The sequence below is a fragment of the Alteromonas sp. WD8-37 genome (genome assembly GCF_055326825.1).
In genome coordinates, this window is the sequence record NZ_JBUZOV010000004.1 from 126,868 (window position 1) to 150,333 (window position 23,466).

General features: G+C 51.7%; 15 protein-coding genes. 5 read left to right on the forward strand and 10 right to left on the reverse strand.

Annotated features, from left to right (window positions below; genetic code table 11):
• Positions 1-197 precede the first annotated feature (197 nt).
• A complete protein-coding gene (locus tag ACTUJZ_RS11280) occupies positions 198-1,169 on the forward strand; it encodes a transposase (protein ID WP_463636416.1) in 972 nt (323 codons plus the stop codon).
• Here ACTUJZ_RS11280 and glsB read toward each other — a convergent pair.
• The 5 genes from glsB to ACTUJZ_RS11305 form a co-directional block, all read right to left on the reverse strand.
• On the reverse strand, positions 1,129-2,037 hold the full coding sequence (glsB, locus tag ACTUJZ_RS11285) for a glutaminase B (RefSeq protein WP_463636575.1): 909 nt from the start codon (positions 2,035-2,037) through the stop codon (positions 1,129-1,131). The genes ACTUJZ_RS11280 and glsB overlap by 41 nt on opposite strands.
• 276 nt (positions 2,038-2,313) lie before the next feature.
• Positions 2,314-3,621, reverse strand: a complete 1,308-nt coding sequence (locus tag ACTUJZ_RS11290) for a short-chain fatty acid transporter (RefSeq protein WP_463636417.1) — start codon at positions 3,619-3,621, stop codon at positions 2,314-2,316.
• Between the two features lie 750 nt (positions 3,622-4,371).
• Positions 4,372-4,773: a response regulator transcription factor gene (locus ACTUJZ_RS11295; RefSeq protein ID WP_463636576.1), complete on the reverse strand. Its 402-nt coding sequence runs from the start codon at positions 4,771-4,773 to the stop codon at positions 4,372-4,374.
• Positions 4,774-4,927: 154 nt separating this feature from the next.
• Positions 4,928-5,863, reverse strand: coding sequence for a universal stress protein (locus ACTUJZ_RS11300; protein ID WP_463636418.1), 936 nt, complete (start codon positions 5,861-5,863; stop codon positions 4,928-4,930).
• 459 nt (positions 5,864-6,322) lie between these two features.
• Positions 6,323-7,003 (reverse strand): NirD/YgiW/YdeI family stress tolerance protein, encoded by a 681-nt coding sequence (locus ACTUJZ_RS11305; protein ID WP_463636419.1) that lies wholly within the window; start codon positions 7,001-7,003, stop codon positions 6,323-6,325.
• A 439-nt stretch (positions 7,004-7,442) separates the two neighbouring features.
• Between ACTUJZ_RS11305 and ACTUJZ_RS11310 the strand changes: the two genes are divergently transcribed.
• From ACTUJZ_RS11310 to ACTUJZ_RS11320, 3 genes are all read left to right on the forward strand, one after another.
• Positions 7,443-9,575 (forward strand): methyl-accepting chemotaxis protein, encoded by a 2,133-nt coding sequence (locus tag ACTUJZ_RS11310; protein ID WP_463636420.1) that lies wholly within the window; start codon positions 7,443-7,445, stop codon positions 9,573-9,575.
• A 103-nt stretch (positions 9,576-9,678) separates the two neighbouring features.
• Positions 9,679-10,032, forward strand: a complete 354-nt coding sequence (locus ACTUJZ_RS11315; RefSeq protein ID WP_463636421.1) for a Fis family transcriptional regulator — start codon at positions 9,679-9,681, stop codon at positions 10,030-10,032.
• A gap of 98 nt (positions 10,033-10,130) precedes the next feature.
• Positions 10,131-11,450, forward strand: a complete 1,320-nt coding sequence (locus ACTUJZ_RS11320) for a hypothetical protein (RefSeq protein ID WP_463636422.1) — start codon at positions 10,131-10,133, stop codon at positions 11,448-11,450.
• Positions 11,451-11,524: 74 nt separating this feature from the next.
• Here the strand turns inward: ACTUJZ_RS11320 and ACTUJZ_RS11325 are convergent, their stop codons facing one another.
• The 3 genes from ACTUJZ_RS11325 to ACTUJZ_RS11335 all read right to left on the reverse strand — a co-directional run bounded on the left by ACTUJZ_RS11325 (position 11,525) and on the right by ACTUJZ_RS11335 (position 18,020).
• The gene (locus tag ACTUJZ_RS11325; protein WP_463636423.1) at positions 11,525-14,125 is read right to left on the reverse strand and encodes an ExeM/NucH family extracellular endonuclease; all 2,601 of its coding nucleotides are present in this window, start codon (positions 14,123-14,125) and stop codon (positions 11,525-11,527) included.
• Positions 14,126-14,350: 225 nt separating this feature from the next.
• Positions 14,351-15,961, reverse strand: coding sequence for a methyl-accepting chemotaxis protein (locus ACTUJZ_RS11330; protein ID WP_463636424.1), 1,611 nt, complete (start codon positions 15,959-15,961; stop codon positions 14,351-14,353).
• Between the two features lie 931 nt (positions 15,962-16,892).
• Positions 16,893-18,020 carry a PQQ-dependent sugar dehydrogenase gene (locus ACTUJZ_RS11335; protein ID WP_463636425.1) on the reverse strand — a complete coding sequence of 376 codons (1,128 nt, stop codon included), beginning with the start codon at positions 18,018-18,020 and terminating at the stop codon, positions 16,893-16,895.
• A gap of 351 nt (positions 18,021-18,371) precedes the next feature.
• Here ACTUJZ_RS11335 and ACTUJZ_RS11340 point away from each other — a divergent pair, with 351 nt between their 5' ends.
• The gene (locus ACTUJZ_RS11340) at positions 18,372-19,022 is read left to right on the forward strand and encodes a DUF1707 SHOCT-like domain-containing protein (protein ID WP_463636426.1); all 651 of its coding nucleotides are present in this window, start codon (positions 18,372-18,374) and stop codon (positions 19,020-19,022) included.
• 263 nt (positions 19,023-19,285) lie between these two features.
• Here the strand turns inward: ACTUJZ_RS11340 and ACTUJZ_RS11345 are convergent, their stop codons facing one another.
• The gene (locus ACTUJZ_RS11345; protein WP_463636427.1) at positions 19,286-20,047 is read right to left on the reverse strand and encodes an RES family NAD+ phosphorylase; all 762 of its coding nucleotides are present in this window, start codon (positions 20,045-20,047) and stop codon (positions 19,286-19,288) included.
• A 481-nt stretch (positions 20,048-20,528) separates the two neighbouring features.
• Positions 20,529-23,426, reverse strand: a complete 2,898-nt coding sequence (gcvP, locus tag ACTUJZ_RS11350; protein WP_463636428.1) for an aminomethyl-transferring glycine dehydrogenase — start codon at positions 23,424-23,426, stop codon at positions 20,529-20,531.
• Between the last annotated feature and the right edge of the window lie 40 nt (positions 23,427-23,466).

Below are 23,466 nucleotides of genomic sequence, written 5' to 3' on the forward strand. Positions count from 1 at the left end.
AGAGCAGAAACGGTAAGGGGCCAGTAGGACACCCACCCAGGACCAGTCGAAATTAGCAGCTCTTGGTGCTTTGGACAGCCACCTTGCATTCCCACTATTCGTTTTCCATAAGCCTTTCAAAACTGGTCTGATTGCCAGTTATGACCTGGTATGCAATGCGGCATACTTTTTTCACGATTAAAAACGAGCCGTCTTTTATGCCTGTAGCCCGAAAATACCAGATCAATTTGCAAGAGACCCCGTATTATCACTGTGTATCGCGCTGTGTGCGCAAGGCATTTTTGTGTGGGGTCGATACTCAGACCGGTGTCAGCTACGAGCACCGCCGCGGCTGGGTGGAGCAGCGTATTGGGCTGTTGGCCGCTAACTTTGCTATCGGCGTGTGCGCTTATGCCGTGATGAGCAATCACACGCATCTGGTGCTGCATATCAATGCCCAGCAGGCTAATCAATGGTCGGATGAAGAGGTGCTGACCCGCTGGCACCAGGTGTTTGCCGGTACCGCGCTGACCCGGCAGTATATGGACCCGACCCAGCGCCAGCGGTTAAGCGCACCCCAGTGTGCCACAGTGCGCAGTATTGCCGCAGTGTATCGTACTCGATTAGCGTCTATCAGCTGGTTTATGCGCGCCTTGAATGAATATATCGCGCGCCAGGCCAATAAAGAAGATGACTGCACCGGCCGATTCTGGGAAGGCCGCTATAAATCGCAGGCGTTACTGGATGAAGCCGCGCTGTTAGCCTGCATGGCGTATGTGGATTTGAACCCGGTGCGCGCCGGCCTTGCCAGATCCTTAGGCGACTCTCACCACACCAGTATTCGGGCACGCCTGCAATCGCCGGCCACGACCCCGGCAACGTTGCAGCCATTCAGTGATGCCGGCGACGCTCATCGCTCGCCGCTGCCCGGCTCCTTTGCCAACTATGCCAGCCTGGTTGAGCACACCGGGCGCTGTCTTATCGACAAAAAAGCCAGCCTACCAGGTCGCCATGTCAGGGCGCTAGCGGTCAGTGCCGGGCAATGGCAACACATGGCTATCAACTTTGAACGCTGTTTTGGGCAGGCGGCCGGCACAGTTCATCGTCTGGCAGAATATCGGCGGAATCGTCAGCACCAAAAAGCATCAACTAATACACCGACCAATTTATTCGCCGGGTCAGCGAAGTAAGCGCAGCAACGCCCAGCGCTGAGTTGCCCATTTTATTGAGTGCTGGGGAAAATACACAAATAGAGAACCGCCCAGGCACCATCGCGATAATACCGCCACCGACGCCGCTTTTTCCCGGCAGCCCTACCTGAAAGGCAAAACTGCCCGCCTCATTGTACATGCCACTGGTGGCCAGCAAAGCATTGACCTGACTGGTTTGGGATGCAGTTAAAATCTGCTCTTCGGCGCAGGCTGAATATCCTCGGTTTGCCAAAAAGCTGACCCCACGGGCCAGATCCACACAGCTCATTTCCAGCGCACAATTATAAAAATAACTGTGCAACACTTCTTCCACTTCATTTTCAAAATTGTTGAAGGCTTTCATCAAATAGGCGGTCGCGGCATTGCGGGCGCGGTACTCAAATTCTGAGTCTGCCACCACGCGATCAGCATTGATGTCAGGATTTCCAGCCAGGCGGCGGACAAAATCTCTGACCGCCAGGTGAGGCGAGGCAAAGCGTGACTGGTTCATGTCACTGATCACCAGCGCTCCCGCATTGATAAAGGGATTGCGGGGAATACCATTTTCATATTCTAACTGCACCAGTGAATTAAACGGTAAGCCTGATGGCTCGCAGCTCACCCGTTGCCAAAGGCCTTCACCGTAGTGATTAATCGCCAAGACCAGGTTAAAAACTTTAGAAATGCTTTGAATAGAAAACGGAACTTCTGCATCGCCTACCGTAAAGACATTGCCTTCATTATCACAAATCGCAATACCAAATTGGCGCGGATCAACGCAGGCCAGTGCCGGGATATAATCGGCTACCTTGCCCTGCCCAAGTAGCGGGAACACTTCCTGATAAATGTCATCTAGCAAAGACTGCATCGCGATGGTCATCATAATGCCGGGTACACCCGCCCTCCTGTTTACGTCATTGTCTTAAAAATCAATCTGATGAGCGCTAGCTTATACGCTCGTAAGCACAAAAATGATTGAAAGTCAGCGCTGAGTGTCTGAGGAAGCCGGCTCACACAGGATGGCCGTGGATGTCTGGTTTACTTTGTTTGCCATTGAGGTGGGTGTCCATCAGAGTTCTGAGGTGGGTGTCTTTAATGATTACACCTAATATATGGTGAGATGGCTGTCACCCTGGTAAGGCGGTTAAACAAACCGCAGCACCACCATGATGATCGCACCGCAGATGATAAGCTGTACCAGGCAAAAACCCATAATGTCTTTGGCTTTTAGCCCGGCGATAGCCAGCACCGGCAACGCCCAGAACGGCTGGATCAAGTTGGTCCACGCATCACCCCAGGCAACCGCCATTGCCACTTTATTCATTTCAGCGCCCAGTTCCAGCGCTGCCGGAATGATGACCGGCGCCTGAACCGCCCACTGCCCGCCACCGGAGGGGACGAAAATATTGACCAGGCCCGCACTTAAAAAACTCCAGACAGCCAGTGTGTTGACACTGGCAAAACCCACCAGCCAGGCAGATAAACTTTGCGCCAGCCCCGACTGCACCATAATAGCCATGATGCCGGCATAAAAAGGAAACTGAATGACAATACCTGCTCCGCCCTGAATGGCCTGGTGCAGGCTGTATAACAGGCGCCGCGGTGTTTTATGCAGCACAATAGCCAAAAATAAAAACAAAAAGTTTACAATATTCAGGTTCAGGCCGCCGCCATCGATAAAATACATAACTAAAAAGGCCAGCCCGCTGATCCCAATCAATTGTGCTAGCAGTACGCTGTTTTCCAGATGATCCGCGGGGCGCTGATAACTGATTGCCGGCGGCTCGTCGTCGGCAAGTTTGGCCGGCTCGACCACCACAGCGTCTTTAGCTTCAGGCAACATCAAGCGATTAACCAGCGGTATTGCCACCACCAGGCAAGCCACAATCAGTAAGTTAAAGCCAGCGAATATCGTTTCTTGAGTACTGATAATACCGATTTGATCAGCTGTAAAATGCCCGGGTGTCGCGATGGTCAAAGGGATAGAACCGGCCAACCCTCCGTGCCAGACAACAAAGCCAGAATATGCGCTGGCGACCAGCAAGCGGTAATCTACCGCCACCTTTCTGGCCAGCGCTTTAGCAAAGAGCGCCCCGACCACAAGCCCAAAGCCCCAGTTCAGCCAACTGGCCATTAATGAGATGACGGTAACCAGAATAATAGCCTTGCCGGGTGTGTTGGCCAGCCCCGCTAATCGGTCCAACCCACGTTTGACCAGCGGTGTGCTGGCCAGCATATAACCGGTCACCAGCACCAGCAGCATTTGCATGGAAAAAGTCAGCAAATTCCAAAACCCACTGCCCCACTGTGTCACCACCGCCATCAGTGATTGTTGTTCGAATAAAACCGCAGACAGCGCGACCACAATCGTCAGCAGCAAGACAAATATGTAGGGATCTGGCAGATACCGGTCGACCAGCTTCACAAAGGGTTTGGCTACCGCGTGCAACATAACAAAGGCCATTTTGTAATGAAGTGAAGCTCTACCATAGTCTAAACAATGGCTTAGCAAAAGACTTCCATGGCAACAAATTACGCTACGAGGTCAGCGATGCTCATACGTCAGCCGACGATTCGAAGCATCTGATTGAGTCCGGCAGGCATATAGACACTCAATTGTCGCCAGCTTAGATTGATAACAGGGTGGCTGTCTGGACCCGGTGTAACTCGATGGGTGTCACTGTCAGTTACAGCTATCAAGAATTGAAATCGAGGGTTTAGCAACATGGGTGTCTGTTATATATCCTGTTACATATCTACCAAGAGCGTGAATAGTAGAATTGTTAGATGGTGGGTGTCTTCAAACTTAACGGTAGAATTGTTAGATGGTGGGTGTCTTCAAACTTAACGGTAGAATTGTTAGATGGTGGGTGTCTTCAAACTTAACGGTAGAATTGTTAGAAGGTGGGTGTCTTCAAACTTAACCTGGCAGATTTTGGTTATTACCAGCTATGCCTGGCGTCCAAAAACTATCCTTTTGGCTAGTCGTTTTCTTTGCCGGCACCTTCTACACTAAGAATCGTGAGGTGATGCCTTTAAGGGGGGCTTCTGGCATACCTGCAGCTGGTTAGCTCCCCGTTTTTAAGCGATAGCCATCGCCGCGTAAGGTTTCTATCAGCAAGGCACTGTCGCAAGGTAAGCGTTTACACAAAACGCTAATGTACACATCGGCGATATTGGTAAGCGGGTCGCTATGGCTTATTCAGACGCGGCGTAAAATACGCTCGCGGGACCACATTTTGTTGAGGTTTTGGGCCAGATACAGTAGCAAACCAAATTTAAGCTTTGTCAGGGTCAGCTCGCTGCCAGCACAATATGCCAGCCGGGACGCCAGGTCCAGAGTCACCGCGCCGACCTCAAGTTGATGAGAGGCATGTAATGACGCCGAATTATAGCGCCGGCCAAGCGCAATCACTCGCGCCCACAGTTCATCAAAACCAAACAGTTTAGATAAATAATCGTCGGCGCCGGCTTTGAGCCCATTGCCCCGCTTCTTTAACATCGTCACGGCTGTAAGCAGCAGAATCATAGGAGCTTCTGGTTGGGACTTCAGCGCTTCAATGATTTGCAAACTGTCTTCACGGCCAAACATGCGACCTAAAATGACAACGCCGAGCTGGCCAGCACCATCAACAACTTAAGGGTCGAACTCAGGCCAAAGATAAACAGTTTTTTCTTATACATATTGAGTAGTTATGGCATCCGGCGCCCGGCAGTATAGACTACCTCGCATTTATAAATGATTTGTGTTCACTGTGCTATTTGACCGGTGTTTCAAACCCATCCGGTTTTACCGTAATGGCGGACGAGTCAATTTGTTGCAATACAGTTTCAGAGGTATTGCCAATCAACAGGCCAGGCAGGCCGGTGCGCCCTACTGTGCCCATCACCACTGTATGAATATCGTGTTCGTGCATAAAAGCCGGCAGACATTCTATCGCCTGGCCCTTGATCAGATGCGACTCTGTGGGCTTGTCACTAAACTCTTCCAGCAACGTCTCCAGCGCCTCGCGGCGTGCCTGTTCGGTCTTGACCAGCAGTTTATCCAATTTTCCAGCAGTCATCCCCAGCGAGACGTTGTTGCGAAACATGGATTCGCCGTATAACGCCCAACATGTCACCACCTGCACATTTTTATTCACCAGAGCAGCCAGGCCAGTTGCCAGTGTTAAAATCAAACGATTGAGCTGACGGCCTTCTTCAGTACCTTCCTGCATTAGATCCACACAGGCTGCGATGTTATCACCAATCACCGGTTGAGAATCTTTGACCAGCCACACCGGCCGCGGGCATTTTCGAATGAGATGAAAGTCACTGCTATCAAAGCTGTGTGCGGCGCGATTGGCGCTTTTGACCACGATGTCATGCTCATCACGCAGTACTCGGCGAATGATTTCAATAAAGTCACGGCCTTCAAGTACTTCGGTGGTCACTGTCAAGCCATCATCCGTTAGGGCTTTGCTCAAAGATTGCAAATTCGCAGCCCGCTTTTCTTTAAGTAATTCTGTGATGTCTTCGGCGTTCAAAATACCGTGATACATTTTAACCGCAGCTGGCGGTGCGCTGACCACATCAATAAGGTCCAGGCTGGCCTGATTGGCAAGCGCCAGGGTTTTCGCGCAGATCAACGCTTTATTGTCGTGAGTGGCCGTTTCACCATCCAGGACCACAAGAATTTTTTTGACATTCTTCATGTGTCTGCTCCATCAACTTAACAGCAATTCGCTTACCAGCAACCTGACAAATAGCATCGACCACACCCCGGTAACCCACAACGAATACAGCGCCGGTACCTTGTTTACGCACCGAAGCGCATGCTGGCCTACTGTGTCCAGGTACACTATTAACAAAAACCTTTCAATGCAGATGTATGAAAAAGCTTTTTTGAGGAGTTATAAAGTCGCAGAATTTACTGGTTCAACCTAGAGGTTTTGGCACGGGATTGAGTGGTTGAATCGCAAATGTGGGTGTCTTTGCAATACGTGAGACCCGCAGGATGTGGTCGAAGCAGTGTTGTATGCGGTAAATGCTAACCCGCGTAACAATGTAGCGAAGTGTTTTGATCCCGACCTATTAGTGCGAACGAAAAAACCAGCACGTACAAAAAAGCCAGGCTTCAAGCCTGGCTTTCAAAAGTTATGTTTTAAGTGAGCTTATGAGTTTCCGTTTTCGCTAACATCATTCATACGTACAATCATGTCGGCTACCACTGCGGCTTCGTTAAAGAACGCGCTCTCCAAAGTCGCATCGACTTTTACCCGGTCGCCTTCTTGAATGTGCATAAAGCCCTCTTCATTTAGCGGCTGGCCTTCCAGTTCGCTAGTATCGACTTTGACTGTTTCAAAACCGGTGTTCAGCTCCACCACTTCGCCGTTCACACTGGCCACGGTACCTACCAATGTCATGGCATTCATGTCACTGGGCACAGTGGCAGTGGCGATATAGCGATCATATTCGATATTGTCATCCGGATTGGACACATAGGTCGTGTTCCAGTCATGCACAAATACGCTGGCTGCATCTAATGCTGTTTTGGTGATCAAATCTTTGTCCACCTCACCTGAGACAGTCACCATGCTGCCCTTTTCAAACAAACTGGCATCGGCGTCGCCATCATTGTCATCAAATTCTACGGTAATGCGATTATCCTGAGTTTGCAGCACAAAGGTATCGCCATCGACACTGGCAATTTCACCACTCAAGGTTAGCCAGGTATTTTCTTCCCAGGCTGATAAATCTGCGGTGGTTGAATATTGGTGATCGTCGGCGACTGCCTGAGCAGAAAAAAGTGCGCCAGCGATTGCAGTAGACAATAAGGTATTTACTGTTTTCATCTTGCTCTCCTTTTTCATCTTAATTCAAACTAACATTTTCATTTTGGCTCACTATAACCCAAGCAACCACAATGCCAGCCTTATTTTTCATATGGTTAGCTGATTTCTGCGGAAAAAACCCTCAATTGCGCTGTGCAAGCTTTATAGGTTTTTTTACAACAATTACACACGCTGCTGCCGGGCAGCTCAGGCATAAGAATGAGTTGATACATTGCCTGATACCTGTGAATGAGGCTGAACAATTTTGGTGAAAAATGTTAGCGCGAGGCTAACAGTTCTGCGCTATTCCTTTTTGTTATACATCAGCTATTCAGATCTTATCTTCAGGGCCGATACTGCGGGGGTGATGGCCAGCATGAGCGCTGGCTGGAAGTACGCCTGGCGGGATCCGAAGCTCTCATGGCCCCGCCAATAAATTTTCCTTTTGTTGTGATGTCCCATGAGAAAAAATTCCTCTCTCACCGTTAAGCTGATGTCTGTGGTGGGTGTCTTATTTGTGTTGTTGGCCGCTGTGTTTATTCTGGTCAGCTATGTATTGCTCGATGATGCCGAGCAAGATATTAACCAGCATGTCAGCGCTGAAGTACAAGCCCAGATCGAGTCCACCGTGTCCGCCAAAGCAGCGCACTATGCTGCTCAAACCCAGGCCATGATCGATGCTGCCCACCAGCTGCCCAATGCGCTGGCCGCTCAGCTGGAAGCCAGTATTGAAGCTGGCTATGAGCGCTCACTGACTCGTGATCAGACCCAGCGTGCTGTACAAAGCATTCTGGCCACCGGCGTAACCTCGAGTATGTATGCTCAGTTTGAAACCAATTTGTTTGACGGCCAGGCCGCCGCCTATCAGGCTGGCCAGAGTCATTCAGTGCCCGGTACCGGCAGTTTTGAGGTTTACTTTATCCGCAATGCTGATGGCAGCATTAGCCAAGTGCCTATCGAGGATGCCAGCATGAAGCATGATACCAGCCTGGATGAATTTGGCTTTCGTGCTGCCGAATGGTATCTGTGCAACAAAGAACAGATGAAGCCTTGTATCTCCAACCCGTATCAGTACGAGATCCGCGAAGGCTACATAGAGCTGATGACCAGCCTGACCGTGCCGGTGATTGCCCATGGCCGCTTTCGGGGTGTGGTCGGCACCGATTTAAATCTGCCAGTATTGCAGCAACGGGCCAAGGCGCTGAAAGCCTCGCTGTACAATGGCCAGGCTGAAGTGTATCTGGTCAGCCAGAACGGGCTGACCGTAGCGGCCACCGATGCCACTGACAAACTAGCCCGGCCCTTTACCGAAGTGTTCGAGCGCGACCAGAGCGAACAAATTCTGACGGTCTCCGGTCAGCAAGACTCGGTACTGCTTGACGGAATGTTGTATGTGACCCGCCCGGTCACGCTGACCCTGCCCGGCGTGCAGTGGCAGTTGGTGGTGGGCGTGGATGTCAGCGCAGCACTGGCGCCAGTCATGACTATCAATCAGCTGATTTCGTCAGCCATCGCATCGTTACTGACGACCCAGTTATTCGTAGCGCTGTTGGCCACCATCGCGGCGCTGGCGCTGATTTATGTGTTTACCCGCAGTATCATTCAGCCGGTCAGGCAGGTGGCAGAGCGCATGGAAGAACTGGCTGGCCAGGGCGGCGATCTGACTCAGGACATCCACATCGACTCGCATGCGGAGCTTATCCAGCTCAGCCAGGCCTTTAATCATTTTAAAGATAAAGTGCGTGATTTGTTGGAGCAAGCCAAAGGCTCGTGCGATGAGGTGTTAGGTCACAGCGAGCAAACCCAGCATCATGCCAAAAACACCAATGAGCAAATTCAGCTGCAGCAGTCAGAAATTGACAGTGTGGTCACCGCCATCACCGAGATGTCGCAAACCGCCCAGGAAGTGGCCCGTACCGCAGCCGATGCGGCTGACAATGCTGACAATGCCAACCAGTCGGTCAAACACACCGAAGAAGAAATCTCGCGTTCCACCGACACCGTCACCGCGTTATCCGAGGAGATGCGCACTGCCTCTACCGCAGTGCTGGCCGTATCTGAGCGCAGCGCGGACATTAAAAAGATCCTGGATGTAATTGATGCCATCGCCGAGCAAACCAACCTGCTGGCACTTAATGCGGCTATTGAGGCAGCCCGGGCGGGTGACAATGGCCGCGGCTTTAGTGTGGTGGCTGACGAAGTACGCTCGCTGGCTTCTAAAACGGCCGATTCGGTAGGCGAAATCGGCAAGGTGATCACTGCTTTGCAATCTGAAGTGGACAATACAGTGTCGATCATCAAGAGCGGCAATGATAAAGCCGAGGAAGCCTCGCAAAGCTCACAGTCTGCTCTGCAGAAGATGCATCACACAGTGGCCCAGATTGATGAAATCAGCCAACGCATGACCCAGATGGCTGCCGCCGCTGAAGAGCAAAGCCAGGTCAGCGAAGAGCTTAACCGCAATATGGTGGTGATTGGCAATGCCACCACCGAGGTGGCGGCGAACTCGCATGCCTCCGAGCAAAGTTCGGTAGCCATTTTCAGAGCGGTACGTACCCTCAATCAGTTGCTGGATAAACTGAAAACGCGGTGATCTTTGTAGTCTGCAGGCAGAAGAGGTGCGCAGATATGCTATCCTCACTGCCTGTCAGGCGTGCTTTGAAGGCAATAGAAGATAAGTAGAGGTAAGAGCAACGATGAACAAGACGGTTAAAAAGCTGGATAACAATGTGGTGCGTGCACTTACTATCGTCTGCGAGAACGCCAAAACGTGGCAGGCCGGTTTTATTTGGCTGACCCACACCGTGCGTTACGATGCCTTTCCGGGCACCCTGATGGTGACCTGTGTATTTGAGCTGGATATCGAAGTGCAACAGGCTAAAAATAATGAGCTGGACAAACGCCTGCGCACTTTGATTCAGCAGCAGCTGTTAAAAGTGGGTGTCAAAGTGAAGGATATTCGCCGCCATGTACGCTTAGACAGCGAAGAAAGCTGCCTGCGTGAAGATAATGGTGACTGGTCACGGCGGCTGGCCCGTTTTAGCAGCTAACGCCTTTTTCCTTCGGCGACTCCGCCGTACAATTATTGCTCGCCGAATCAGTTAGTTACCCGTATAGTTGATATTTTCATCGGATAATGGGACTCGCTATGCTGCGCACAATAGCCTTAGCCTGTTTTTTACTGGGTGCCAGCCACCCTGGCCAGGCGGCAGTGGATATCGCACTGACCAAAACTCAGGCCGGCCAGTGGCTGCTCACCTATACCCTCGACCAGCCAGCCCAACGCCTTGTGTTTAAACGCAACCCGGATCATTCCCGGCAGCAGCGCTGGCTCCCCCAGACCGCCGGGTTTGAAATTCAGGCCGACGCCGGACAAGAGTCTCTGGCCAGAACCGATCAGCAGGCATTTTCCACAGTCACAGTTGCACTCACCCCCACCTATATCCATCTGCCCAAAGATTATGCCCCGTTTTCGCCCTATTCTGATGGTGGCATGCTGGTGCACAGCGGGCGCTGGTTTGCCTGCGCTGAAGCGTGCACAGCGGCAGATAACCAATGGTCGGTTACTGTACAGGCTCCTGTCGGCGAACATATTCTGGTCGATGGTCAACAGTATGGTGGCGAGGCCAGCTGGCTGGACAGTCATGCCGGTACTAAGGTGTATATTGGCAAACAACAACCGGTCGAGACCGACCATGTGCTGGCTGTCATCGACCCTGGCCTGCCGGCAGCGATGCAAACTGCACTGGCCGCACACATTCCTACCCTGATGGCGCATTTTGCCCACCAGCTGGGCGGCAATGCCGGTACTAAGCCGATGTTATTTGCTTCTTATGCCAATGTGGCTGGCCATTCGACCCAGGGGGGTACGCTGGATAACCAGATCTTTATGCACTGGAATGTGAATAATTTGGATGAGCAGGTTAAGGATGACACCTTTACCGCGCAGACCATGTGGTTTTTTGCCCATGAAGTGGCGCATTTTTTTCAACAGGATGCGCATCACTCACTGTACGGGTCGTCGCACGAAGCCTGGATCCACGAGGGCCATGCCGAATGGCTGGCAGCCCGGGCCCTGCCCCGTTTATTCCCACACACCCAGACTTTTGTGGACAGTAAGATTTTAGCTCATCAGGACGATTGCCAAAATGGGCTTGCTGAGTTGCCGCTGGATGAGGCTGCGGCCAATGGCCGGTTTGATTTGTACTACAGTTGCGGGCTGGTGATCTACCAGGCGCTGGCAGCAGCCCAGCAAACCCCGTCAGAACAAGCATTGCGGTTTGCCCTGTGGCGCGACTACCGCACACAGATACAACAGGGGGCCGCGCCGGGCGCTGCGACTTTGCTGGCGCTAGCCCAAGACTATACCGACAGTGCAGTTATCGACACCATTCAGGCCATGCTGGCCGGTCCGCAGGCCCAACGGGCTGATACAGATGGCTCCCCAACCCCAGTCACCGCGCAATAAACGCTTCTCCCCAAAATAAAAACGCCGCCCAATTGGGCGGCGTGATTAAGCTTATAGACAGACTCCAGCTTGACTTAGCGGCCTGTTTTCACAAACCGGATACACTGGCCTTGGTTTTTAAAGCGGCTACCATCGTGGCGGCTAAGCTTGCGCCATATACCAAACTTACAGTGATACCATTTTTCAGGCACAACATTGAGCTTTAAGCCCACCAGCACCGGATCATGGTCCGAACTGCGATAGGCATCTGGCATGTACAACGCAGCCTGGGCATCCTTTTTATACGAGGTATCGTAATCCAGAATGTCCGGCTCATCTGCATTGATATGCCACACCTGCACATCGCGCACCTGCTGGCTAAGCACCGGCGAAGCAAGCGCATGGTCTAGGTACCCTACCTGGCCGCTAAAGCTGTAGGTATACGCCGGGGCCGGTACATTGGCCACCAGGTCCGAATAACCAGCCTGCTGCAGTGCCATGATGGGATCTTCCTGCGCGTAACTGTTCAGATCGCCGATGATCAGCACATCCGGGTCGCCGCTGTTGGTCGGATCGGTGGCCAGCCAGTCGGCCAGCGCGTTAGCTGCATCGGTACGCACACCATTACAGTTGCCCTGCCCATCCTGCATATCGACATCGCCGTAGTCGTTACAGTTACTGCCTTTGGATTTAAAGTGGTTAACAGCTACCGAGACCACACCACCGCGCCACCGTTCTTTAAAGGTTTGTACCAGTGCCGGGCGGTTTAGCTGGTCGATAAAGCGGCTATCAACGCTACTATCAAGCACCGCATGGTCGCCGCGTAGAGCCAGCTTCCAGGGCTTGTATAAAAGCCCCACCTTAATGGCGTCGGTACCGATGGTGCCGGTATCCACATATTTATAGACCTTGCGGCCAAGCGCCGCATTGATGCCGTCGGTCAGATCCTGCAGAGACACCTGCGGGTTATTTTCAATCTCAATCAGGCCTACCACATCAGCATTCATCTGCGCGATGGCAGTGATGATTTTGGCGCGCTGACGGGTAAACTCTTCGGCATTATCGGCCCCGCGGCAGCTCGACGCGTTGGGGCCACAACGGTTACCCTGTTCATCCAGTGTGGTGAAATAGTTAAGCACATTAAAGGAAGCCACCGTCAACCGGCCGCTCACATCCGGTGCTGGCAGGCGCGGATTGGTCACCTGATACTCTGCGCCCTGGGTGGGCTGAATGCGGTGTGCACCAAAGGCTTCGTTCACCACACCTACCACATTGGTCACCGTATCGCCTAAGCGGAAGCGGTTGTCCTGGGTAAACGGCTGGCCGTTAGGGTGTATCGCCGGATCAGGGTTCTGGCTGGTACGGCCATCATCAATCAAGATAGCGCGCAGGGCGTTGGCTGTAAGCCGCGCCTCAAAGTCATTTGAGCCAGGCGCTTCCACCGAGGTGGGTGTGATCAGGCGGCTTTCCTCATCCAGTGGTAGGGCCAGCTGCCACTCGCCATAGCGGTCAAAGTTGTAGGCTTCGCTGATGGACAGTGCCTGCGGCAGCGTGACGCGCATGCCTTCCACCGCTTCCAGTGCCTGGTTGCTATCCAGCGGCAGGGTGATCTCTGTGGCTTGCGGTAATGGCCAGTCGCTTGCCAGCGTGGCTATGCTCGTGGCACTGATTTGGGTCATGCCCCGAAACTCAGAAACTTTGCCTTCAATCACCACTTTATCGCCGATGGCCACATCATTTTCCGGCGAGTTGCCATCATAGACAAAAAGGCCTTCCGAGGTAGCCGGATCCGCATCTGCGACCAATGACTGGACAAAAAAGCCGCCCAGGTCGCCATTATCTTCACTGGCATTATTTTGAAAATCACCCACTACCACGCCTTCAATGCGCACCATTTCACCGGCCAGCGGTGATACCTCGGCGTTACCCTGAATGGTATGAATAGCCACCTCTTGCGGGCCTACTGGCGCACTGTCAGCAAACCCGGTCACCACCTGCATGTTCTGCAGAGCAAGCGCTTCTGAGCCGCCATCTACCTGGGCGGTTAAGGTAATGGTCAGTCTACTGCCGGTACCGGCAATAGCCATACGCTGCTGGGTAAAGGTGTTGGTCAGCACCTGACCGTCGACGGTCATCGGGTCGTCCAGATTCACGGTGGTGCCACCGGCCAGCACATACAGCTGACTGCCTGCTTCATCAGCTTCACTGCGCAGCAATACCTGCTCGGCGCCATCGTCCACACGGGCAGTCAGCTCGATAAAATCTGCACTTTCAAAATCGCCCATGGCAGCGATATCCACCAGCAGTCCAAGCTGCGATTCGCCACCAATGGCAAATTCCCAGCTTGCACTGACCGGCCCGCTGGCCTGGCTGTTGACTGTGTCAGTCAGGGCAAAAAATTCGTCGAGGTTGTCATCATCCACCAGGCCAAATTTATCTGCCGGGTAGGAGCGCAGGCTGTCATCCAGTACCGAGTAAGGAATAGAGCCAGATACATTGCGCTGGTATTTTTGAAAGCCATCGCCGGGCGAGGCAAACGCATTGGTGTAGGGGTTAGAAAAGGCAATCAGGTTGCTGCTGGTTGAGCCGACCATGTCACTGGCAATCACAGTTTCCTGTGCCTGCAGCGGCTGACTCACCACACCCAGTAACGCCAGGCTGATGGCGGCGGGCAATCCTTGTTTTTTTATTATCATGTGTAGTTCCATTTTGGGTAAAAAACTAGTCTTTTAGACAGGTTATAAATTACGCAAAACAGACTATGAAAGCTATGCTACATAAGTGTGACAATGACAACATTTTTGCACTTTTTTGTAACAAGTCGCAAAAAATCGCCGATGATGGACAAATAAGTGATAAATGAGAGCATATAAACCAGGCTGATTCACATGCTCAGGAGGAATATGTGGAAAGAAGCGCGCTTAGTTTAAAAAGGTCGCCAAATCTTCCACATGCTTTTTGGTCTCGCCAATCAGCTCGCCAATCTCATCGGCAGCTTCATTGGAGTTATGCGCCAGTTTGCGCACTTCATCGGCTACTACCGCAAAGCCCCGCCCGGCTTCACCGGCACGAGCGGCTTCAATGGCGGCGTTGAGCGCCAACAGGTTGGTCTGCTCAGACACCCCGTTGATAGAGGTGACAATGCCTTCGATGCGATCCAGGATCTGCGACATCGCACTGTGGGTATTTTCAATCAGGGTATTACGGGCCGACACATTGTTGCCGTGCACCACCAGCTTTTCGATATTGCCGTTAAAATCTTTAAGCGGCGATACAATACAATCCAGCACCACGACCTGGTCGCCATCCGGGATCTTCAAAATGATTTGTTCTGACTGTCCGGCTTTGATTTTGGCGCACACACCGGCATCCAGCAGGTTAAACAAATTGTTTACCGCCCGGGCAAAACTTTGGGTGTCGGCAAACGAGGTTTGCTCCAGGCAATGGGAGTTACATCGGATCAGCGAGCCGTCTGCGGCAAATTCAATCACTGCAGAATGCCCATCAATGGCTTCCATCTGATTGAGCTGCTGCAGGCTCTGCGCTTTGATTTCACGAATATCCGAGCTGACCCCGACAAACCCGGTGTGCACACCCTTGTCATCATAGGTGGGATTTACCGCCAGGATGATCCAGTACGGCTGACCGCTGGCATCGTAGTTGAGCAGCTCTTCATAAAAGGGTTGCTGGCTGCGTAACTTTTCAGAAATACGCTTGGTCGTGCTTTTGTCCGTGGCACTGCCTTGCAAAAATGAACCAGGCTTTTTACCGCGTACTTCGTCCAGCGAATACCCGGTGAGTGCCTCAAAGCCCGGGTTTACATATTGAATGCCGCCTTGGGTATCGGTGATCAGGACCGATGTGCTGGTATTGCTGACCACCGTGGAAAGCTGGGTAAGCTGTTCACTGCGGGTAGCCTCATCCGTGACATCTCGAATCACCAACATGGTGCACGCCACATCATCCAGGTTCAGTGGCGATACCTGGGTGGAAAAGCGACGCTGAGTGTTGTTAACCACCAGCGACAACTGGGTATTCGGGGCCTCGGTGCACTGCGCAAACATACGTTGTGGCGACTCATGCTGGCAATGAGCCAGTAAATCATGGGCACTTCGATTGGTTAATACCGGCTGCTGATGCTGGTTAAACACCATCACCGCATCGTGCATGTTTTCAATCACCGCATGATGAATGCTGTGTACCTGGCGGGTTTCGGTTACATCACGGAAAAAATACAGCGCGTGGGTACTGCTACCCTCAGCATATTCGGTCTTTGAAATTTGGTAATACCGGGCTGGCTCGCCGAATTTTATCTCATCCCGGGCCGCAAGAAACTCCTCAAGTGATTCCCCAGCAATAAAGCGCGCCGTGCTATTGCGCCCTTCATTGGCGCGCAGGCTGAACAAAGAAACGGCGAGTTGATTCGCAGCCAGAATATTGCTGCTGCCATCGACAATTATCGCAGCATCCACTGCATTGTTGACCAGTGCATTTTGTAGCATGTGACGCCGGCGGGTGGGAGTGGTAAACATCAAAAACGTCCTGCATATTAATTTTAAAGTTTGCAGTTCGCTGCCGCTACAGACCAACTGCCATAAAGGCTTGCGCAATATTTTTCGAACTTGCATCGTGCAGTCGCACAGAAATTTTTTGCAGCACAACAGCTCGTTGATATTTAGCCATGGACGCGAAGTTGGAAAGATATGCTGGTCAGCTTCTTGAATGGGCTGACTCAAGCGCACTAATTACGACATATATTGTATAAGGTTCAAAACCAATACTTTTTAATTATTTTTAATGTTCGTTAACGTCATCCCGCCGCCAAGCCGGGATCTCCCTGGCCTACCGCCTAATCCAACCAAAGCGAGTGCCCCAAGGAGATTGCAGCTTTCGCTGCAATGACTACTTCCGTCATCCCGGCACCAAGCCGGGATCTCCTCGGACAACCGCCTAATCCAATCAAAGTCAGTACCCTTCAGTCACCCCGACGCCAAGTCGGGATCTCCATGGGCTACTACCATGGGCAACCATGAAAATTTCGTGTTCGAGACATCGTAAGTACTGTGGGAGATCGCGGTTTTCACCGTGATGACGGGGGGGGGGTTGTCATTCCGACTATAAATAATAGTCACCCCGACGCTAAGTCGGGATCTCCATGGGCTACTACCATGGGCAATTATGAAAATTTCGTATTCGAGACATCATAAGTACTGTGGGAGATCGCGGTTTTCACCGCGATGACGGGGGGGTAGTCATTCCGACTATAAATAATAGTCATCCCGACGCTAAGTCAGGATGTCCCTGACCTACCGCCTTATCCAACCAAAGTTAGTAGTCCAAGGAGATTGCAGCTTTCGCTGCAATGACTATTTTCGTCATCCCGACGCCAAGTCGGGATCTCCTTGGGCTACTTCATAACCTGGCAAAGTCATTGCCTAGAGAAGATAGTAAAGAGCAACCCACCTACTCACCAGGCTGGAGCTTGATCAGGCGTCCGCCCTCTTTGTCTTCCAGCACGTAAATATGCCCCGCGTCATCCTGCGCCACTTCGCGTACGCGTTTACCCCACTCGTAACGCTCAGCTTCCTGCACGTCCCAGTTGCCCTCGTCATCCTGGTTGAATGTCACGCGTACCAACGCTTTTGATGACAGCCCGCCGATAAAGCCGTTGCCATTCCAATCTCTGTAAACATCGCCCTTATAAATAATAAACCCGGCAGGGCTGATGGCTGGCACCCAGGCAAGTTCCGGTGCTTTAAATACCGGATAGTCTTCATGATTGGGGATCTTCACGCCAGAATAATGGTCGCCCTGCGACACCATGGGGTAGCCATAGTTACGAGCTTTTTCAATCAGATTGAGTTCATCACCATGCTTGGGGCCCATTTCGTGAGACCACAGGTTGCCCTGTTCATCAAAATCAATACCCAGCGGATTGCGATGCCCCAGTGTCCATATTTGTTCGGTCACCTTGCCGTTGCCGTAAAATGGATTGTCTTCAGGCACGCTGCCATCTTCGTTCAAGCGCAAAATTTTTCCCAGATTCATCGCCATGTTTTGAGCCGGGGTAAATTTTTGTCGCTCGCCGGAGGTGATAAATAAATAGCCATCCGGCGAAAACACCATGCGATGGGAATAATGGCCGTTACCGGTCACTTTGGGTGATTGTGTCCATACCCGCTCCCGCTCTGACAAGCTGGCCTCGCTATCGGAAATAGTTAACTTGGCCCGCTCAATCACCGCGCCACTGTAGGCATCATTTTTTGGGTCGCGCTCGATGTAGGAGATATAAATCATGTTGTTGCTGGCAAAGTCAGGATGCAGGATCACATCCCCTAGTCCGCCCTGCCCCTGAGCGTCCACCTGAGGCACATTAGACACAGCAAAACGTTTTTGCTGGTCCGCATCCAGCAACCAGAGCTTACCGGGCTTTTCAGTGACCAAGCTGTGTCCATCGGGCAAAAATGTCATCGCCCAGGGCTGATCGAAGGTAGACTTCACCTCGCCAGTCAGCGTAGTGCCCTGACTGCCTGTCATCTCGATCTGTGTCGATGAGCCGGACTGCGCAAGTGTGGTAAATGACAATGCCATTAATGTCGTAAAACAAGCTAGTTTCTGCCGCATAGTGGTTCCCAACCTTTTTCAATGTTCGCCAAGCACGTCTCACGCGGGTGTGTGACATACAATCGGAGTGATTAGAGTAGTTACGAATTTGTTAACGATAGGCTCAAATCAGGCCGATGGCTGTTGCTTCATGTGAGTATTAGTTAGCTTGGCAGCCAAACCAGATTGCGGTTAAATTGGCTAACATTTAGCCATTGTTATTAATCACCTATTAGCTGTAAAATGTAAGATACTGAAAAATATCATTTTATGTTGTGGCGCGTCACTTGCTTCGTCTATTCTTTTAAACGGCATTTCACAACTCACGGAGCCACCGTCATGGTCAAACTTGAAGACCGTCCTATCGAACAGGTCAGAGAAGAAGTTATCGATAAGCTGATATACCACTATAGCCATGGCGTCATCTCGGCCGAGGCCTTCGAGCGTCGTCTGGATAAAGCGATGGCCAGCCAGGACCATCATGAGATTGCTGACCTGGCTGCCGACCTCACCCTGCAAGTTGACGACGATTATGCCCGTCAAAAAGAGAAAAAATTGAATGTCAATTACACCGGCGGCGACGTGCCGGACAACGAAACCATCATCAATATCATGGGTGGGTCAGACCGATCCGGACGCTGGCAGGTACCGGCAGAAATTCGCGTGTTTAATTTTATGGGCGGGTCCGATATCGACTTTACCGACGCCGTCTTCACAACCCCTAATGTCACCATCAAAACCCTGTGTGTGATGGGTGGTGCAGACATAAAAGTGCCGGAAAATGTCAATGTGGTCACCAAGGCATTTTGCCTGATGGGCGGCATCGACAACAATGCCCCGTCCATCGCCGACCGCCAGGCCCCGACCATCACGGTAGAGGGGTTTGTGATCATGGGCGGCGTGGATATCGGCCTGAAACGCACCATCAAAGAAAAATTTATCGAGCTGGCCAATCAGATGAGAACATTGTTGGGTAGTACCCGACGGTAGGTAACCGACTCAATAGTTTTGATTTTCGTCTACAAAAAAGCGAGCTGTTTCAGGCTCGCTTTTTTTGCGGATCAAGATTGTGCGATCAATTTGCAATGTTAAAGTGACCGCTTGCCATCTGTTCTTATCAAATGATGCCAATCGTAACGGGCAGCTTTAGACAAGAAGCGGACGTTTAACGCCAGCATTTGCGGCTGGTTTGTAGCGCAGGGAAAAACCAGTCCGGTAAAATGCTCTTGTTATGCATTTCTGAAAATATCATCTTAATGCTCTTCTATCCTTTTAAAATCGAAGATTATTTTTGTTGGTTTATAAATAGCGCAATTTACGACCTCCGCTGCTTCCAAGTCAAAAAGACATATATTGTGACCGCCGGCCAAAGCGCTTTTATAGGCAATACCATCGTATCCCTTGGACTTTATAAACTCGGAGATTATTTGAGTCGGAGCATATTCTGACTTTAGATCGGAAGCTTTAGTTGGTTTTGAGAAGGCGTTGTCAATATCTGACCAAACTGCGCGGACAATTTCTTCAGGAGCAGGCTCTTGAAAATATAAATGGAGGTTGTCTTTTCCCTGCTCTACTGAAAAATCAAGAACTCTTAGATCTCTGGTCAACCTGAGTTGGCCTACTGACAGAATTGCTCCAAGCCAGGGGCGTACCTCAGACATAGCAGTCTCTTTATCTGAGGCAACATACAGGCATGGAATTCCTTTTGAATTAGCTCTACCTTCGGCTGCACTATCTACCAAAGGTTTCATTCGAGCCTTCGGAAACGGTGCTGGAAAATCATCAATATGTATATCTTCTTCAGTTTCAGGGTCATGTTGGTAATAAGGCCTCCAAGAATGACCATTCTGGGCACGCCAAACAACTGACCCTGCTTTTAAAGGCCGTTCACGATCGCCACAGGTTTCAATAATGGAGTTAAGAAACTCTTTAGATTCTTCATCTAATATATAGCGATGCTTTGTATCTACCGAATTTTTGAAAATTAAATAGCTACGCCACGACTTAAAGCTCATCCCGAATCCTTCCTAGAAACATAACATCTAAATGATGCGGACCCTAAGAACCGCATAACAATTTTTATCATACCGAGCCAAATCCCGCGATCCCTTGCTGTGACTGCACGGCATCACTTTTAATGTTTTGCGAACTTATTTATAGGCGAACCGCGGTTCGCATATAAATGAATCAAGATTGGCATAGTACAGCTTTACGTTGCCAAGTCATACACTTAGGCGTTCGCAAGCCTGGTGAGTGAAAAATAAAGCGAATCGATGGTTATGCCGGCGCCTTAAACGACCGCTATACGTACACAGCAGACCCCAGCCAAGAACAAACAAGCGTCAGTGGTTGGCTCGCAAATTCCCTCTGAGTTCCCTCACTTTCCCGAAAGAAGGCGATGCTTGGATCCTATTTTCGAGAAATAGACACAAAAAAGCCCACTCTACAGTGGGCTTTTGCTTTTAAACGACTTATTTCATGGAAACAAACACTTCCTTACTCGTCCCGATAAGCCTCAATGGGCGCACAGGAGCATTGTAAATTGCGGTCGCCATAAACATCGTCGATGCGGTTAACACTGGGCCAGAACTTGTTACGGCCAACAGTGGGCACCGGGTAGGCGGCCAGGTTGCGGTCGTAGCTGCGGTTCCAGTCGCTGTCGCAGATGTCGGCCAGGGTGTGCGGGGCATTGTGCAGCGGGTTGTCGGTGGCATCCCACTCGCCGCTTTCGACCTTGGCAATCTCCTCGCGGATGCTGATCATGGCTTCAACAAACCGATCCAGCTCAAACTTGGCTTCAGACTCAGTAGGTTCGATCATCAGCGTACCGGCCACCGGGAAGCTCATGGTCGGGGCGTGGAAGCCGTAATCGTTCAGACGCTTGGCGATGTCCATTTCGCTGACACCTGAGGCTTCTTTGAGCGGGCGCAAATCGATAATACATTCGTGCGCCACACGGCCGTTACGGCCTTTGTACAGCACATCAAAATGCCCTTCTAAGCGCTTGGCCACATAGTTGGCATTTAGGATAGCCACCTGGGTGGCTTTGCGCAGACCTTCAGCGCCCATCATCTTGATGTACATGTAGCTGATGGGCAAGATTGAGGCGCTGCCCCAGGGGGCAGCAGACACTGCACCGCAATCTTTGCCAGCACCATCAATATCAATCACGCTGTGGTTCGGCAGGAATGGCGCCAGATGCGATTTCACACCAATCGGGCCCATGCCCGGGCCACCACCGCCGTGCGGGATACAAAAGGTTTTGTGCAGGTTTAAGTGCGATACATCTGAGCCGATAAAGCCTGGCGCAGTGATCCCTACCTGGGCATTCATATTGGCGCCGTCCATATAAACCTGGCCGCCGTGCTGATGCACAATATCGCAGATCTCACGGATGGTTTCTTCATACACGCCGTGGGTAGACGGATAAGTGATCATGGCACATGACAGTTTGTCGCCCACTTCTTCGGCTTTGGCGCGCAGGTCATCCAGATCCACGTTTCCGTTTTTATCGCATTCCACCACTACCACTTTCAGGCTCACCATCTGGGCTGAGGCTGGGTTGGTGCCGTGGGCAGAGCCTGGTATCAGGCACACATTACGGTGCCCTTCGCCGCGGCTCTCATGGTAACGCTGAATGGCCAGCAGGCCGGCGTATTCGCCCTGGGCACCAGAGTTTGGTTGCATCGACATGGCATCGTAGCCGGTGATGCTGATCAGCCATTCGGCCAGCTCGTTGATCATCTCATGATAGCCGCTGGCCTGATCCAGCGGGGCAAACGGGTGCAGCTGACCAAATTCAGGCCAGGTCACCGGGATCATTTCGGCTGTGGCGTTCAGTTTCATGGTGCATGAACCCAGTGAAATCATCGAGTGGTTCAACGCCAGATCTTTGTTTTCCAGTGACTTGATATAGCGCAGCATCTCCGTTTCTGAATGATACTGGTTAAATACATCATTGGTCAGGATGTCACTGCTACGTACCAGCTCTGCTGGAATCGATTGGCTGCCCTGAGTGGTCACCTCGGCATCCAAATCTTCCACGGTCAGGCCATGATCATTACCCAGCAATACCTCAAACAAGCCCAGAATATCGCCCCGGGTGGTGGTTTCATCCAGCGCGATGCCAACAGCGCCATCAATATCGGTGCGCAGGTTCAAGCCTTTGGCATAGGCACGCTCAAGCACCGCGGCTTTGTCGTCCACTTTTACCGTGATGGTATCAAACCAGGTGCTGTGCAGCAGGCCTAAGCCTTTTTGAGTCAGGCCGGTCGCCAGAATATCGGTAAAGCGATGGATGCGGCGGGCGATGGTTTTTAAGCCTTCCGGGCCGTGATAGACCGCGTAGAACGAGGCCATATTGGCCAGCAGCACCTGCGCGGTACAGATGTTGGAGTTGGCTTTTTCGCGGCGGATATGTTGCTCACGGGTTTGCAGTGCCATACGCAGCGCCGGGCGGCCACGGGTGTCTTTACTAACCCCAATGATGCGCCCTGGCAGCGAGCGTTTGAATTTATCACGAGTGGCAAAAAAGGCAGCATGCGGGCCGCCGTAGCCCATGGGTACGCCAAAGCGCTGGGCACTGCCCAAGGCCACATCGGCGCCCAGCTCACCAGGTGACTTTAACATCACCAGGCTCATCAGATCGGCTGCTACCGCTACAATGCCTTTTTTGGCTTGTACTGCGCTGATTACGCCACTCAAATCTTTAACTTCACCGGTCGTGGACGGATATTGCAGCAAGGCACCAAACACATCATGTTCAGCAGCTTCGTCAGCCGGGCCGGTGACAATGCCAAAGCCAAACATCTCAGCGCGGGTTTCAACCACGTCGCGGGTTTGCGGATGCACATCGTCAGCAATAAAAAACAGATTCGCAGATTTGTTTTTCGATACCCGCTTGGCCAGTGCCATGGCTTCAGCCGCCGCAGTGCCTTCATCCAGCAGTGAGGCCGAGGCCAGCTCCAGACCGGTCAAATCGATGGTAACCTGCTGGAAGTTCAGGATAGCCTCCAGGCGGCCCTGAGCAATCTCTGGCTGATATGGGGTGTAGGCGGTGTACCAGCCCGGGTTTTCCAGCACGTTACGCAGGATCACATTGGGCACGTGGGTGTCATAGTAGCCCATGCCTATGAATGAACGGTTGATTTTGTTTTTTGCCGCCACGGCTTTAAGCGCCGCCAGTGCGTCCACTTCGGTGGCCCCTTCACCCGTGTCGATGGGCTTGTCCAGCATGATCCCGGCCGGCACAGTTTGTTCGGTCAGATGATCTAGCGATTCAGCATTAATGGTTTGCAGCATGCTGGCAATTTCATCATCGCCAGGGCCAATATGGCGGCGGGTAAACGCCTGTTTTTGCTCAAGCTGAGCAAGTGTCAAAGAAGTATCAGTCATAGCAAAGTAAGCACGAGTAAAGAGAAATGAAACATAAAAG

Excerpts from the sequence above, each read along its gene's own strand:
- gcvP (WP_463636428.1), bottom strand. The coding sequence starts at position 23,426 with ATGACTGATACTTCTTTGACACTTGCTCAGCTTGAGCAAAAACAGGCG.
- ACTUJZ_RS11280 (WP_463636416.1), top strand. The coding sequence starts at position 198 with ATGCCTGTAGCCCGAAAATACCAGATCAATTTGCAAGAGACCCCGTAT.
- ACTUJZ_RS11335 (WP_463636425.1), bottom strand. The coding sequence starts at position 18,020 with ATGGCATTGTCATTTACCACACTTGCGCAGTCCGGCTCATCGACACAG.
- ACTUJZ_RS11345 (WP_463636427.1), bottom strand. The coding sequence starts at position 20,047 with ATGAGCTTTAAGTCGTGGCGTAGCTATTTAATTTTCAAAAATTCGGTA.
- ACTUJZ_RS11320 (WP_463636422.1), top strand. The coding sequence starts at position 10,131 with ATGCTGCGCACAATAGCCTTAGCCTGTTTTTTACTGGGTGCCAGCCAC.
- ACTUJZ_RS11310 (WP_463636420.1), top strand. The coding sequence starts at position 7,443 with ATGAGAAAAAATTCCTCTCTCACCGTTAAGCTGATGTCTGTGGTGGGT.
- ACTUJZ_RS11330 (WP_463636424.1), bottom strand. The coding sequence starts at position 15,961 with ATGTTTACCACTCCCACCCGCCGGCGTCACATGCTACAAAATGCACTG.
- ACTUJZ_RS11305 (WP_463636419.1), bottom strand. The coding sequence starts at position 7,003 with ATGAAAACAGTAAATACCTTATTGTCTACTGCAATCGCTGGCGCACTT.
- ACTUJZ_RS11315 (WP_463636421.1), top strand. The coding sequence starts at position 9,679 with ATGAACAAGACGGTTAAAAAGCTGGATAACAATGTGGTGCGTGCACTT.
- ACTUJZ_RS11300 (WP_463636418.1), bottom strand. The coding sequence starts at position 5,863 with ATGAAGAATGTCAAAAAAATTCTTGTGGTCCTGGATGGTGAAACGGCC.
- ACTUJZ_RS11340 (WP_463636426.1), top strand. The coding sequence starts at position 18,372 with ATGGTCAAACTTGAAGACCGTCCTATCGAACAGGTCAGAGAAGAAGTT.
- ACTUJZ_RS11290 (WP_463636417.1), bottom strand. The coding sequence starts at position 3,621 with ATGTTGCACGCGGTAGCCAAACCCTTTGTGAAGCTGGTCGACCGGTAT.
- glsB (WP_463636575.1), bottom strand. The coding sequence starts at position 2,037 with ATGCAGTCTTTGCTAGATGACATTTATCAGGAAGTGTTCCCGCTACTT.
- ACTUJZ_RS11325 (WP_463636423.1), bottom strand. The coding sequence starts at position 14,125 with ATGATAATAAAAAAACAAGGATTGCCCGCCGCCATCAGCCTGGCGTTA.